Origin of the sequence: Exiguobacterium sp. SL-10 (assembly GCF_004337025.1) — a bacterium.
GTDB lineage: Bacteria > Bacillota > Bacilli > Exiguobacteriales > Exiguobacteriaceae > Exiguobacterium.
Window position 1 is genome coordinate 1 of sequence record NZ_SJUP01000016.1, and the last position, 12496, is coordinate 12496.

At 49.8% G+C, this 12496-nt stretch carries 18 protein-coding genes; 9 read left to right on the forward strand and 9 right to left on the reverse strand.

Going from position 1 to position 12496, the window contains the following annotated elements; genetic code table 11:
* The first annotated feature begins 388 nt into the window (after positions 1–388).
* Genes EVJ33_RS13805 through EVJ33_RS13820 form a run of 4 tightly spaced genes read left to right on the forward strand, consistent with a single transcriptional unit; the run spans position 389 to position 2975 of the window.
* Positions 389–745, forward strand: a complete 357-nt coding sequence (locus EVJ33_RS13805) for a flagellar protein FlaG (protein ID WP_131437988.1) — start codon at positions 389–391, stop codon at positions 743–745.
* A gap of 12 nt (positions 746–757) precedes the next feature.
* On the forward strand, positions 758–2236 hold the full coding sequence (gene fliD, locus EVJ33_RS13810; RefSeq protein WP_131437990.1) for a flagellar filament capping protein FliD: 1479 nt from the start codon (positions 758–760) through the stop codon (positions 2234–2236).
* 14 nt (positions 2237–2250) lie between these two features.
* Positions 2251–2625: a flagellar export chaperone FliS gene (gene fliS / locus EVJ33_RS13815; RefSeq protein WP_201739719.1), complete on the forward strand. Its 375-nt coding sequence runs from the start codon at positions 2251–2253 to the stop codon at positions 2623–2625.
* Complete coding sequence (locus tag EVJ33_RS13820; protein ID WP_131437992.1) at positions 2622–2975, forward strand: flagellar protein FliT; 354 nt, start codon at positions 2622–2624, stop codon at positions 2973–2975. The genes fliS and EVJ33_RS13820 overlap by 4 nt, the downstream gene beginning before the upstream one ends.
* 35 nt (positions 2976–3010) lie before the next feature.
* On the opposite strand, the gene EVJ33_RS13825 is transcribed toward EVJ33_RS13820, so the two are convergent.
* Complete coding sequence (locus tag EVJ33_RS13825) at positions 3011–3388, reverse strand: DUF3021 family protein (protein WP_131437994.1); 378 nt, start codon at positions 3386–3388, stop codon at positions 3011–3013.
* Positions 3389–3579: 191 nt separating this feature from the next.
* On the opposite strand from EVJ33_RS13825, the gene EVJ33_RS13830 reads away from it, so the two are divergent.
* From EVJ33_RS13830 to EVJ33_RS13840, 3 genes are all read left to right on the forward strand, one after another.
* Entirely contained in the window at positions 3580–3765 is a 186-nt protein-coding gene (locus EVJ33_RS13830) for a hypothetical protein (protein ID WP_029595024.1), read from the forward strand.
* Positions 3766–3913: 148 nt separating this feature from the next.
* Entirely contained in the window at positions 3914–4543 is a 630-nt protein-coding gene (locus EVJ33_RS13835; protein WP_131437996.1) for a hypothetical protein, read from the forward strand.
* Between the two features lie 147 nt (positions 4544–4690).
* Complete coding sequence (locus EVJ33_RS13840; RefSeq protein WP_236634638.1) at positions 4691–5332, forward strand: DUF4352 domain-containing protein; 642 nt, start codon at positions 4691–4693, stop codon at positions 5330–5332.
* Between the two features lie 31 nt (positions 5333–5363).
* Here EVJ33_RS13840 and EVJ33_RS13845 read toward each other — a convergent pair whose 3' ends face one another.
* The 8 genes from EVJ33_RS13845 to EVJ33_RS13880 form a co-directional block, all read right to left on the reverse strand.
* A complete protein-coding gene (locus EVJ33_RS13845) occupies positions 5364–5864 on the reverse strand; it encodes a DUF1572 family protein (RefSeq protein WP_131437998.1) in 501 nt (166 codons plus the stop codon).
* A 279-nt stretch (positions 5865–6143) separates the two neighbouring features.
* Positions 6144–6809: a DUF2225 domain-containing protein gene (locus tag EVJ33_RS13850; protein ID WP_131438000.1), complete on the reverse strand. Its 666-nt coding sequence runs from the start codon at positions 6807–6809 to the stop codon at positions 6144–6146.
* A gap of 9 nt (positions 6810–6818) precedes the next feature.
* On the reverse strand, positions 6819–7262 hold the full coding sequence (locus EVJ33_RS13855) for a YaaR family protein (RefSeq protein ID WP_131438002.1): 444 nt from the start codon (positions 7260–7262) through the stop codon (positions 6819–6821).
* Between the two features lie 21 nt (positions 7263–7283).
* Entirely contained in the window at positions 7284–8108 is an 825-nt protein-coding gene (locus tag EVJ33_RS13860) for a flagellin N-terminal helical domain-containing protein (RefSeq protein WP_131438004.1), read from the reverse strand.
* Positions 8092–8472: a flagellar export chaperone FliS gene (locus tag EVJ33_RS13865; protein ID WP_131438005.1), complete on the reverse strand. Its 381-nt coding sequence runs from the start codon at positions 8470–8472 to the stop codon at positions 8092–8094. The genes EVJ33_RS13860 and EVJ33_RS13865 overlap by 17 nt, the downstream gene beginning before the upstream one ends.
* A complete protein-coding gene (locus EVJ33_RS13870; protein WP_029595031.1) occupies positions 8469–8759 on the reverse strand; it encodes an EscU/YscU/HrcU family type III secretion system export apparatus switch protein in 291 nt (96 codons plus the stop codon). Before EVJ33_RS13870 ends, EVJ33_RS13865 begins: the two co-directional genes overlap by 4 nt.
* A gap of 9 nt (positions 8760–8768) precedes the next feature.
* Complete coding sequence (locus tag EVJ33_RS13875) at positions 8769–10433, reverse strand: hypothetical protein (RefSeq protein WP_236634639.1); 1665 nt, start codon at positions 10431–10433, stop codon at positions 8769–8771.
* Between the two features lie 90 nt (positions 10434–10523).
* Positions 10524–11018 (reverse strand): competence protein ComK, encoded by a 495-nt coding sequence (locus tag EVJ33_RS13880; RefSeq protein ID WP_131438009.1) that lies wholly within the window; start codon positions 11016–11018, stop codon positions 10524–10526.
* A gap of 272 nt (positions 11019–11290) precedes the next feature.
* Between EVJ33_RS13880 and cspD the strand changes: the two genes are divergently transcribed.
* Both cspD and hpf read left to right on the forward strand, forming a co-directional pair.
* A complete protein-coding gene (gene cspD, locus EVJ33_RS13885) occupies positions 11291–11488 on the forward strand; it encodes a cold-shock protein CspD (protein ID WP_021065411.1) in 198 nt (65 codons plus the stop codon).
* 315 nt (positions 11489–11803) lie between these two features.
* Positions 11804–12364 carry a ribosome hibernation-promoting factor, HPF/YfiA family gene (gene hpf / locus EVJ33_RS13890; RefSeq protein ID WP_021065412.1) on the forward strand — a complete coding sequence of 187 codons (561 nt, stop codon included), beginning with the start codon at positions 11804–11806 and terminating at the stop codon, positions 12362–12364.
* Positions 12365–12496: the final 132 nt, after the last annotated feature.

A 12496-nucleotide genomic window follows, 5' to 3' on the forward strand; every position in this document is an offset into this window, starting at 1 on the left:
TTCCTCCAAATCCATTCCCTCCAGATAAAATAGCCTCAACTACTCTATCGGAGTTCTGTTCTGATTCTTCGGCAATAGTGTAAAATCGTATCGAGCAAAAACTGTCAATTTTATTCTAGCGTTCACATCCTCCCCAATCCATTACGTCTCATCTCCCCATTTAAAAATCATCACTAGTTATATTCCCGATTATGTCAAAAGACCTAAAACATTAAAGTGTGACGTCGAAAATATTTACATTCCTTGATTCACTCAATTAATTAGAAGCTGGTTATGAAAAGTTATTCTTTTAGAGATACTAGCTACATTTCGATAAATTGCTACAAACTATGAAGAAACATGTCGATATAGTAGACGAGAACAATTAGTAAATGAGGAGTAGAACATTATGAATCCGACCATATCTGAAGTCCGGCTTCACTTACCTTCTTCTGTTTTGCCGTATGAACAAACAAAAAGTGTGTTCGTTGAAGCGAATCAAAAACGTCTCGCAGACGAGGGGATTGTCATTCTTCCAACGCCTCAACATGTGACCAAGTTAGAGGTAGCCGTAGAGAAGGCAAATCGAGTTCTTGAGCAACAACGAACTGGACTCAAATTTATGAAGCACGAAAAATTAAATGATTTTTATATTCAAATCGTAGATACAAACAATGAGGTAATTCGTGAAATTCCAAGTAAAAAATCATTAGATTTTTTTGCGGCATTTATGGAGTTTAACCAATTGTTTGATGAACGTGTATAAAGGAGGAGACATATGACGACACCTATACGATTTGGTGGAATGGCAAGTGGAATTGACACAGAGTCGATTATAAAGCAACTAATGGCCGTTGAAAGAATACCTGTAGATCGGTTAGAACAAAAAAAGCAATCTACAGGTTGGAAAGTAGATGGATATAGAGAAGTTAATAAATCATTGCTGAACCTCCGAAATGCTGCAGTAGACCTAACACTAAGTAAAAACTTCTATGCTCGTTCGGCTACTTCTTCCGATAGCACAAAAATCAGTGTGACGGCAACCCCTGCAAGTGGAAGTACTTCGCTTCAAATCGACTCTGTACAAGCACTTGCTAAACCAGCTTCTACCTTTAGTGCTACTGATACAGATGTGATGGATGAAAATGGTGTAAAGGTCACTCGAACAACAAAATTAACCGATTTAACTGATGTCACTGATCCGACTACTCTTTCATTCAAGTCTAGTGTTAGTGGAGAGTTTGTATCGCTAGGTTTATCAGCTGAAGCTACAGTCGAAGATTTGCTTACAAAATTGAATGCTAAAGGAAGTGGGGCAACTGCTTTCTTTGATGACGCGACTGGTAAACTTTCGCTGACATCTCGACTTACTGGAAGTGATGCAACGATCCAATTCAATGATGCTACACTGGCCACTGCATTCCATTTAACAAATGGGGTGACTGGGACAAACGCTGAATTGACTGTCAATGGACTCGCTATTTCGAGACCTAGTAACACCGTCACAATTGACAACGTCACCTTCACACTAAATCAGACTTTTGATAGCACTAGCTCTCCAGTGTCGTTGAACACGAAACCTGACACGCAAGCTGTACTCGATAACATTAAAGCGTTTGTAACTAAATACAACGAAACAATGGAATTGATGAATAAGAAATACGGTGAACAACAGTATCGAGATTTTCCACCGCTCACAAAAGCTCAAAGAGAAGAATTAAGTGAAGATGAAATTAAGAAGTGGGAAGAGAAAGCAATGAGTGGCTTATTACGTGGCGATAATATGCTCCAAACTGCGACGAGTAGATTACGCTCTTCCTGGTCCTCTACTGAGGTCACAACGAGTGGGCCTACACAAATGTATCAAGTTGGTCTTTCTACAGGTAAAGATTTTCGAGCGGGTGGGAAAATTGAAATTGATGAAACAAAATTAAAAGCATCAATTGAAGCTGATCCGGAAGCGGTGTATAAGCTATTTACTGACACGACTAATGGGTTGTTAGGAAAAGTAAGGACGATTACTAACGATTCGAGAAGTTCAATTACAAGAGTTGCTGGTGCTGAGGGGGGAACTTTGAATACCTTCAGTTTAGGCAGGGAGTTAAGTTCAATAGATACACGTGTTGATCGATTGAACGATTTATTATTAGCAAAAGAGAATGCCTACTATCGTCGTTTTTCTGCTATGGAAACAGCGATGAACCAAGCAAATGCTCAAGCTGCTTCATTACAACAATTTATGAGTGGTGGTATGTAAGAGGAGGAATTAAAATGATAGCCAATCCATATGCAGCATATCAAAACAGTGCGGTCACGACCGCGAACCCACAGGAACTCACGCTCATGCTTTATGATGGGGCGCTCAAGTTCATGCGCCTCGCCAAACTCGCCATCGAGCAAGGGAATCCTGATTTGAAAAATAAGAACATTCAGAAGGCGCAAGCCATCTTTCAAGAGATGCGCTTGACTTTGAATAAAGACATTGCCATCTCGGCGAATTTAGATTCGCTCTATGAGTACATGTGGCGTCGTCTCGTCGATGCGAACGTCAAAAATGACACGACCATCCTCGACGAAGTACTCGACTTCACGACCGAGCTCCGCGACACGTGGAAGGAAGCGATGAAACTCGCGAAGCAAGCATGAGACCTATCGATGAGATTATCTTCAAAACGCAACGACTAAAGGACTTGTTGGCGAAAGTCCCGGAAGAACCGACGTACGACACATGGATGGACCAAATCCATGATCTACTTGACGACCGTGAGCAATTGCTCGCGGCGCACGGTCCGGACTTGAAGGACGCTGACCAGACGGTAATTCGTCAGCTCGTCGATGACAGCCAACAGATTGCCCGCTTAATCGAGGCCGAGCATCAACGGCTCGGCATGACGCTCGGGACGGCGCGACAAGAACGGAAGACAGTCAAGTCGTACGTCGACCCGTACGAAGACGTCGATTCAAATTTCTCGGGGTTATTCGACGAACAGACATGAAACAGCTCGAAGGTGCGCCTTCGAGCTGTTGTCGTTCATAGAGTTTTAGCTTGCCGTCGTACCTTTTGTATTACATAGGATGAGCTGAACAGGATCAGCCCACTCACATTAAACTTCAAGTAAACCAACAGGGCGTCTTGCAACGACGTCACCGGGAGAAAACCGCTGAATATGACGAGCGGCAGAATCGTCACATGCATCGTGACCCAATGAATCAGAATCTGTTTCGGGAACGACCAACGTTTCACTTCGTAGATGACGCTTGTCAGACCAAGGAAAAATGCCATCCCGCCATAGACGAGCATATTATGTACATCTTCCATATTTCCATTCCACCACTGATATATTGCAAGAAATCCAAATAACGCGAACCACTTCACGCCACGAACGAATCCTATTTTCAATAACATCATCTATATCGTCCCCTCATCTATTCGTTATCATCATTTACGACCCAGCTACTAAAAAGTTTCATTCCATTTGATAGGGATGCAAAGACGTCTGATTTCAATTACAATCGACTCTATACCATTTAAACCGGTAGAAAACCGGGTAAATACCACTGTAACCGTTGCTTCTTTTCTGGAAAGGGGAGGGAAACGAGATGAGTGAGAAAAAGGTAAAGCCTAAGTCGTCGAAAGATCGTCGTTACTTCGTCTACGGTCCAGAAGGGGCGTACGATGAGTATGTGGAACGTGACCCGAAACTTGAAGCGTACATCGAAGACGATGCGCCAATCGAAGACGGTCCCGATCCGTATGAAGAAGAAGAACTCAAATCAAGAGGATAAAGCATGAGAAGTCAAGGTCCAATCGCGGACCTTGGCTTTTATTTATTCAGGATGACGACCCTATACGTTTTCTTACACCGGTCAGGCTAGACAATCCAGTATGCTCATCTTATCAACCACCATTCATACGAAAAAGGAGAGAAATAAGATGAACATGAAACGATACGGATTGATCCTCGCTTTACCTTTAACACTGCTTGTAGGCTGCGGAGAGGCCGATGAACTGAAGACGACAGCGACCGATACGGAGGAAGTTGTAGAGGCAGAGAAAAAGGAAGAACCAGCGGCAGACACAAAAGAAGAAGCAGAAGTGCAGGAGAGTGAACTTGGTTCAAACCAAATCTTCATGAAGAACAAGGCGCTCGACATCAAAGAGACGATTGGCTCTGTCAACTTCGCCATCGATAAAGTGCAGACATCCCGACTCACTGTTAACGAAGCGTATCGCGACTCGTTCGATGGACAAGAAGAAGTGACGGTCGTCGCGATGAACATGATTGTTGAGAACACGATTGATGAGACAATCAACTTTTATCCGGATCAAGCGACGCTCGTGACGAACACGGGCGAACAAGTGTCAGCCGACTTGTGGTTCTCGGATGATGTCGGCGGGGAGTTCCTCGGCAAAGTGAAGAAGGAAGGGAACGTCCTGTTCTTCGTCAAGGCGATGCCGAGAGATTTGGCGGATGTGAAAGTCGTCATCGATGGACCGTCTGACGCGGATTATCAGTCGATTGGCGAGTCTCGCTACGAATATACAATCAACGTCGAGAAATAAACAATGGCCGCGCTAGGCAACTGGCGCGGTCGTTTTGTGTCCTGATTAACACCAAAAAATTTAGCATTGACCTCGAATGCCCTTCTAAAAATGGGGAATAAGATTTATATAAGTTGGAAAAGTCTAGAGGTAAAGGAGAGGATTGGATTGAAGTCGTACGGATTCGTCTTAGCCATTCCCTTGCTCATGTTAGTCGGATGTGGAGACACGGAGTCATCATCGACTACTACCGAACCTACCAGTCAAAGTGAAAGCGTTCCGTCGACAGACAGCCAAAAAGAGACGACAGAAACAGAAACGGTACAAGAGGAAGAGTTTGAAGTACAGGAAGATGAGGTTGGCCGCAGTCAGATATACATGAAGAATCGAAATCTTGGAATCGAAGAAGTAATTGGACCAATCATCTTTCAAATCGATAAGGTGCAAACGTTGCGTCTAGAAGTCGCTACTGATTATCGTTTCTTCTTCGATGATCAAAAAGAAGTGACCATCGTCTCGTTCAATGTCATCGTCGAAAACACGAGTGACGAGACGGTCAGCTTTCATCCAAACCAAGCCAGGCTCGTCACGAACACAGGCGAACAGGTTGATGCTGACATCGTCATTTCAGAGGATGTAGGCGGGGAGTTTTTAGGGAAAGTGAAGAAAGAGGGTGGCGTACTGTTCCATGTCGAGTCGATGCCTGAGGAATTGACCGAAGTCCGTTTTGTTGTGGAGGGACCATATGATGATCAATTCCGTAAAATTGCCGAGGAGCGTTATGAATACACGATCGACGTCACCAAATAAGAGAACGCACATCTTCGCGATGCGCGTTCTCTTATTGTCGCTGATGCGGCAACGGAATCGTCAACACGTTCCAGTTCTCGCCGGCGAATACTTTCGCGAGATAGACGATTTGCCCGACGTGGTAGCTATAGTGCGAGACTTGCTTCTCGATCCCCCAGATGACGGTCTTCTCTTCGCCACGGATGAAGACGGTCTTGCCGAGGTCTTCCGGTGTGAGGCTCGAGAGTACGTCGTCCAACAGTTGCCAACGCTCATCCCACGTCGCCATCAGTTCGAACCGGGTCTGTTGTTGGTCCTCGAACTCGGCGTCACGGTTCCGGTCCGGCTTCTCGCCGTCCGTCGTCAAAAAGTCGGTCCAGCGCGACTTCATGTTGTTCGAGATGTGCTGGACGATGACCGCAAGCGAGAGCGTGTCTTTCGCGAGCACGCGATGCATGTCCTCATCGTTCACTTGCTTCAACGCGTCCTCGGCGAGCTGTTTCTGTTCCTGGAAAATCGAGCGTACCGTTTCGATATAGCGGGCTTCAAACATGGAATGACCTCCTTTGGATTCATCACTAGAATACCCTAATCTCGACGCGATAAAAATAATAGTAAAATAGCGAAAACCGGATTATAATGAGAATGAACCGTGCAAGACGCCACCGCGTGGTCGGTTCTTGGGTGCCCTGTTTAGGTTTTGATGCGAGTCATGTCGCGTATATCTCCTTTCGGTTTGGGGGTTCATCCGTTAAGAGAACCGACCGCGTTTGTCCGTGAGTGGATGAGCGCGGTCTTTGTATACGAAAAGGGAGAGCCGCGGCTCTCCCTTTTAAGCGTGTTCCGTCCGAAAATCTTCCCAATGTGACCGGGCCTGGGTACGGATCCGCTCTGACACTTCCTTACTGCCGAGCAGGATGCCGTACCAACGCCTCGCATCTTCATACAGACCGAGTGCGGCCGACAAGTCGGCAATTCGCAACATGAGCTGGTCATACGGGAGGCCTGTCCGGACTTGGTCCGTGTACGCCTCCTGTACTTCATTGTACTTGTCGAGCGTCCGCTTCATCCATTCCTTCTCGGACGCCTCATTCCCCGTCAGGCGATACATCCAGACGAGTCGCATGCCGAGCATGGCGACGACAGACGGTTTCTGTCCGCTCAGTTGGGCCGTCACGACGGCGAACTTGTATAGTCGGATGACGTGATCGGCCGAGCGGTCGCCCGTGAGCGCGTCCGCGTTCACCCGGTCGAAGTAGCCATTCTCGAGCGCCTCACGGTGTGTCTTTCTCACTTTGTCGAACGAGTCATGGAAAACGAGGTGACAGTGACTGCAAACGGTCGGCTCATAAAAGTACGGGTTGGCACCGGCATACGTCGTGTACCCGTCCTTCGCGACTTCCTGCGGCCGGATGTGGCGCGATAGGACGCGTGGCGTCTCGCTCTGTTTCAAACAATACGGACATTTCACTTTTTTCGAAAAGATATGTTCTGCCATCATCTCACCTCACACGTATACGTTGACGAGCAGGCCGCGAATCTCACCGACTTGGTCGAGGAGCGACAAACGTGACGCCTCACCCGAGATGACCTGGTCCGTCAGCGCGAGCAGCTTTTGGTCGACCTGTTCGACAATCTTATAGATTTTAGCCCGGCCGCGGCGGTTGAAGCCACGTTTGTCCTCGAGGCGGAGCGCCGCGTCGACGGCGTCTTTCATAAAGTCTTTAATGAGTTGCTTATATTCAGCGAGTGACTCGACGGTCTGACTCTCGGCGAGGAGCTCGCCTTTCTCGTGGATGGCCGCGATTTGGCGTTGGAAACGCTCGTGCTCGCGGTCCTCACGCTTTTGACCGATGACGTTTTGGAACGAGACGCCTGCCTCGGCGTCAGGGCGTTTCGCCTTCCCCGTGCCGTGAAGCGACTGCGTTTCCATGATGCGACGAATGTCCATAGGGATCCGTCCTTCCTTAAGTTAGTTCAATAATTGTAGCACGCCTTGCGGCAAGGCGTTCGATTGGGCAATCATCGCCATGCCGGACTGGTTCAAGATGTTGAGGCGGGCAAAGTCCATCATCTCGCGCGCCATGTCGGCGTCGCGGATACGTGACTCGGACGCCGTCAAGTTCTCAGAACCGATCGTCACGACGCTCACATTCGCTTCCAATCGGTTTTGGATGGCACCGAGCTTCGAGCGTTCGAGCGACACTTTTTGGATGGCGGCGTCAAACTTGGCGATGGCGTCATTGGCGCCACCTTGCGTCGTCACGTCAAGCCCGTCGATCCCGAGCGCGCCGGCGCGCATATCGTCAACGTTCAAGACGACACCTTCACCGCTACCGGCCCCGAGTTGGAAGAAGAGTGTCTCACTGCCGGCTATAAAGTCGCCGTTCATGATTTTCTTCGAGTTGAACTCGGTCGTCTCGGCGATCCGCGTCACTTCATCGGTTAGCGCCGTGATTTCGTCTTGAATCGCTTTGGCGTCATCACCACTCAACGTCCCGTTAGACGCTTGAACCGACAGCTCGCGCATCCGTTGCAGGAGTGAATGTGTCTCATTCATGCCGCCTTCGAGTGTCTGCGTGAGCGAGATGCCGTCGAGCGTATTTCGTTCGGCCATCGACAGTGAGTCGAGCCGGATGCGCATCTTCTCGGAGATGGCGAGTCCGGCGGCGTCATCGGACGCCTTGTTGATGCGGATACCGCTCGAGAGGCGATCCATCGTCTTCTTCATCGTCGCCTGGTTGACCGTGAGCGACGAGTAGGCTTTCAGTGCTTGCACGTTATTGGTAATTTTCATAACGGTTTCCTCCTGCAGGTACGGGTTTCAGACGAGCGTTCTCAATCGCTTCGCCCCACGTCTTGTCGAGCTCGGTCGCGAGGCCATGGAGCTCCTCGATTTTGTCCATATCTTGTTCAATCAACGCCTCGAGGCTTGATTTCGCCATATAGAGGTAAAGCTCGTCGAGTTGAGCCGAGATGATGCCGCCACCGTCGTGAAGTCCTTGGTGGAGCTTCGCGAGCAGTTCGCGCGCTTGACGCAAGTGACGGTTGCGTTCGGCGATCGTTGCCGTCCGGGCTTGCTCGTAATGATAGACGAGTGCGTGGAGCATCGCTTGGGTCAGTTCTTGCGGGCTCATTTCGTATAGTCGGTTCGGGTTCATGATGGATCTCCTTTGATAGTGTCGAGTTCTTCGATCAGTAATAGCACTTCGGCCATGACGTCATACAGTTGAGGGGGGATTGCGTCCCCGAGGTCGAGGTCGAGCAGGTGGCCAAGGAGCGAGTGGTCATGCTCAATGGCGACGCCGCGTGATCTCGCCTCGTCTAAAATCTTATCGGCGACGGCGCCCGTCCCGCGGGCGACGATGACCGGCGCCCGGTCGATCGTCTCGTCATAGCGGACGACAGCGGCCGTCTTGCGTTTCGTCAAATCCATACGTTGATACATAACAGCCTCCTAGATGCGGAAATCATAACCGGTCGTCTCGAGCGTCGGACGCTCGATTTCTGGTTTGTCCGTCTTCGTCAGTGGACGGAACTGGGTCGTCACGCTCCGGTAGCCAATCGCCTCGAGCGTCGTCTCGATCTTTCCGAGAAGCGGTTTGGCGAGCGTCTCAACGACCGGGTCATCATGTTCAAGCGTGAGCCGGAGATTTCGGTCGATCGCCTCGAGCTTGACGCCGATTTCGCCGAGACGTGGTGTCTCGAGCCGGATATAGAGCACGCTGTTCTCCCAGTCGACGACGTCCCCGGCCTCACGGTTTTGGATATGGACGTGGATGCCGGTGTCGATTTCTTGGACTTTCGCCGGTAAGGCGAGGATGAGCTGTTGGAGCTGTCCGCCGTCGAGCCGGTTCAATGTCTGTTGGACTTGGAAGAACGAGGCGAGTCGTTGCGCTTCGGGTGTCGCCGCATCGGGTTTCAATGACAACGTCGACGCCTGGACACGTTGGGCCGTCTCTTGGATGACGCGACCCGATAGGTTCGGGTCGACCTTGAACGGCGTGACGCGCGATAGTTCACCGGCGCGCGTCGCCTGATGCGGGATATATTCAAGTCGGACGTGGTTCGGCACGTAGCGGAACTCGTTCAAGCTGGCACGTACTTCTTTGATGAGCGCGGCACTCTCGGCCGGTTTCGTCGACAGCAGGCCGAGGGCGACGTCGAGCTTCGCCGTCATTGCGACGAGCGCTTTCTCTTGGGTCGCGCTCGTATGTAATAGGGCGTCCGTCTTTTGGATGAGTTGCGTCAGCCGGGTCGATACCGTCTCGAGAGCGGGTCTTGCTAGATGCGGATTCGTCTCGACGAGGGCGGCGACTTGGCCGAGCTGTTTCGTCACCGTCACTTGCTCGTTTCGGAACGTGTTCGTCACGTTCGCGAGATGCGTCGTCACTTCCTTGACGAGCACCGGTCGTCCGAGGACAGGCGGTAACGACTCGCGTGGTTCGATTCGCGTCGGGCGCGGCTCTGGCAATTCATTGATGAGTCGATCGACCGTCTCCGGCGTCGGTGTCATGCGCTCGCTGACCGGGCGCGACAAGTTGACGTGCTCGATGAAGCGTTCTTTTTGCGGGTACGGAGCGTCAGGTGCGGGCCGTGTCACGAGTTGTCTCGCTTCATCTAATGACGCGACAGCGATGTCACGGGCGACGTCAGGCGGGAGCGTCGGTGCCTCGATCGTCTTCAGCCAAAGGACCGCATCGCGCATGTCGCCTTTAAAGACGGTCTCGAGCAGACGCACCGTGTCCTCGTTCATCGGCAGGCGTCCGGATTGGAGCAGGCGGCTGACGGCGCTCCGCACTTCGGGCGGGAGCGACGCGAGCAAGACTTGGATTTTCGTATCGAGTTTTACCGGTTGACCGCTTGGCATGTCCGGCGTCTCTGGCTCAGGTTTGACGACGATCGTTCCGATGAGCTTTCCGTCTTGTTCAGCGAGCGTCAGTTGGAACGGATTCGTCTTCGGGAGCCCGCCCTCGAACGTGACCTCGACGTGCTCGCCGTTGATTTTGACGATGCCGGAGTCGGGTCCGGTCTGTTTGACGAGTTCGGCCTTATAGACCCGGTTCGTCTGAATGCCGGCTGTGACCGCGACGGCCGCGGTCAAGGGGGCTTGGATTTGCATAGTTGTCACCTCGACCAATATATCGACCTCTTTTTCAAAAAGTGAAGCGAAACCGACAGAAAAAAACCTCCCGTCAACACGACGGAAGGGTCAGGATTCGAGCAAGGCGCTCTGGTTCAATTGTTGGAACCGGGCGACGAGTTCTCCCGTCGCTTTCAGCTGATTGCGAAGGACATAAGCGGTCGCGTTCGTTTGAATCCGGTGGCCGTTTTGGGTGACGACTAAGCCATTTGACTCCAACGGGTCACTCGAGATGTCACGAATGTGAGACCAGGCGTACCATTCGCAGTCGGGGCGCTTCGGAGATTTCGTCGGGAAGAAGACGAGTCCGGACGTCGGTTCGATGACGACGGGCACTTTGCCTTTGACACCGGCGACGCGTTTGGCGACGAAGATGCGTTCTTCGATCGAACTGCTGTACTGACGGCATGAAAGTTGCAAGAGTTGGTAAGGGCGAAGCGGCGTCATAATCTCGGAGCCGTCCTCAAGAACGATTCGCGATTGCATCAACGTATCAAAACAGGGTAGAATCGCAACCGTCCGTTTCGTGATGCGGTATTTCTCTTCGGAATGGTAGGGGCGCATAGGGCTGCACCGTCCTTTTCGTATTAGATTTTCAGGCTTGGCCATAAGCATGGAACACGTGCCTAAATCATCTTTAATATGATATATCACAAAAAATGTAAATTCAATAAGTCGATATGAAAAGTAGGGAAATAGAATTCCAATGTAAGCCAAACGGGAATTCGTTTACAAAAAAATGAGAAAGTGTTTGTCACGCTTCCAATAAGGTGGTAAGATTACCGATAGAGGGAAAGCCTCTGTATTCTTCAATGGTGAAAGGAATGGATTTACACATGGTAGGTAAAGTAAAATGGTTTAACTCAGAAAAAGGTTTTGGATTCATCGAAGTAGAAGGCGGCAAAGACGTGTTCGTACACTTCTCAGCAATCCAAACTGACGGCTACAAATCACTTGACGAAGGTCAAGAAGTTGAGTTTGAAATCGTTGATGGCGAGCGTGGCCCACAAGCGGCTAACGTAACAAAATTATAATTTCGAACTACGAGTCGGCTCCTAACGGGGCCGACTTTTTTATTTTTCTCACATAATGAACATTCCGATCAAAATTGCGTTTAAGAACGGGCAGAACGGGTAGTTTGTTTCTATACTACCGATTCATCTAGAAGACGGACCTGTCGGAACAAAATTGTCATTATTTTCTGATGATAACGTTTTCAAATGATTTGGATTCGGGGTATACTATAAATGAGCCACCTGGTTCCACTTTCTTTTTAAGAAATGAAGCAGGAGATTCGGTCCAGTCTGACGAATCATTGGGTCAAGCGGTTATTTTAAGGAGGAGTTCAGATGATTTATAACATTCGCGGCGAAAACATTGAAGTCACACCAGCTATTCAAGACTATGTCGAGAAAAAGTTGGACAAATTGACTCGGTATTTCACAACTCCTACGGATGCACAGACGGCTTACGTCAACTTGAAAGTTTATAATGAGAAACAAAAAGTGGAAGTGACGATCCCGATGCCGAACTTGTTGCTCCGTGCTGAGGAAACAAACCTCGATATGTACGCGGCAATCGACCTCGTTGTCGACAAATTGGAGCGTCAAATCCGTAAACACAAAACGAAACTCAACCGTAAATCGCGTGCGAAAGATGGCGGTATCGGCGAGTACTTCAAATCACTCGAAGGTCCCGAGGACGTGGTCGTCTATGATGAGGACGAGGCAGAACTCGAACTCGTTCGGACGAAGCGTTTCACGCTCAAACCGATGGACACGGAAGAAGCGATTCTTCAGATGGACATGCTCGGTCACAGCTTCTTCGTCTTCTCAGACGCAGAGACGGGCAACACGAACGTCGTCTACCGTCGTAAAGATGGCAAATACGGCTTGATCGAACCAGAATAATTCAACCTTGAAACCACACGGCCTTCCGATTCGGAAGGCCGTTTCCTTTTGCCTTTCCTTGAAAGCGAAGGTCACTTCGGTTAAACTGTACATTAGGGAAAAAACATGCATTTTTCAGTGAATGCAGAGGAG

Excerpts from the sequence above, each read along its gene's own strand:
- EVJ33_RS13855 (WP_131438002.1), bottom strand. The coding sequence starts at position 7,262 with ATGGACATTCGTCGCATCATGGAAACGCAGTCGCTTCACGGCACGGGG.
- hpf (WP_021065412.1), top strand. The coding sequence starts at position 11,804 with ATGATTTATAACATTCGCGGCGAAAACATTGAAGTCACACCAGCTATT.
- EVJ33_RS13820 (WP_131437992.1), top strand. The coding sequence starts at position 2,622 with ATGAGACCTATCGATGAGATTATCTTCAAAACGCAACGACTAAAGGAC.
- EVJ33_RS13845 (WP_131437998.1), bottom strand. The coding sequence starts at position 5,864 with ATGTTTGAAGCCCGCTATATCGAAACGGTACGCTCGATTTTCCAGGAA.
- EVJ33_RS13860 (WP_131438004.1), bottom strand. The coding sequence starts at position 8,108 with ATGAAAATTACCAATAACGTGCAAGCACTGAAAGCCTACTCGTCGCTC.
- EVJ33_RS13865 (WP_131438005.1), bottom strand. The coding sequence starts at position 8,472 with ATGAACCCGAACCGACTATACGAAATGAGCCCGCAAGAACTGACCCAA.
- EVJ33_RS13825 (WP_131437994.1), bottom strand. The coding sequence starts at position 3,388 with ATGATGTTATTGAAAATAGGATTCGTTCGTGGCGTGAAGTGGTTCGCG.
- EVJ33_RS13870 (WP_029595031.1), bottom strand. The coding sequence starts at position 8,759 with ATGTATCAACGTATGGATTTGACGAAACGCAAGACGGCCGCTGTCGTC.
- EVJ33_RS13805 (WP_131437988.1), top strand. The coding sequence starts at position 389 with ATGAATCCGACCATATCTGAAGTCCGGCTTCACTTACCTTCTTCTGTT.
- EVJ33_RS13850 (WP_131438000.1), bottom strand. The coding sequence starts at position 6,809 with ATGGCAGAACATATCTTTTCGAAAAAAGTGAAATGTCCGTATTGTTTG.
- EVJ33_RS13835 (WP_131437996.1), top strand. The coding sequence starts at position 3,914 with ATGAACATGAAACGATACGGATTGATCCTCGCTTTACCTTTAACACTG.
- fliS (WP_201739719.1), top strand. The coding sequence starts at position 2,251 with ATGATAGCCAATCCATATGCAGCATATCAAAACAGTGCGGTCACGACC.
- EVJ33_RS13875 (WP_236634639.1), bottom strand. The coding sequence starts at position 10,433 with ATGCAAATCCAAGCCCCCTTGACCGCGGCCGTCGCGGTCACAGCCGGC.
- cspD (WP_021065411.1), top strand. The coding sequence starts at position 11,291 with ATGGTAGGTAAAGTAAAATGGTTTAACTCAGAAAAAGGTTTTGGATTC.
- fliD (WP_131437990.1), top strand. The coding sequence starts at position 758 with ATGACGACACCTATACGATTTGGTGGAATGGCAAGTGGAATTGACACA.
- EVJ33_RS13830 (WP_029595024.1), top strand. The coding sequence starts at position 3,580 with ATGAGTGAGAAAAAGGTAAAGCCTAAGTCGTCGAAAGATCGTCGTTAC.
- EVJ33_RS13880 (WP_131438009.1), bottom strand. The coding sequence starts at position 11,018 with ATGCGCCCCTACCATTCCGAAGAGAAATACCGCATCACGAAACGGACG.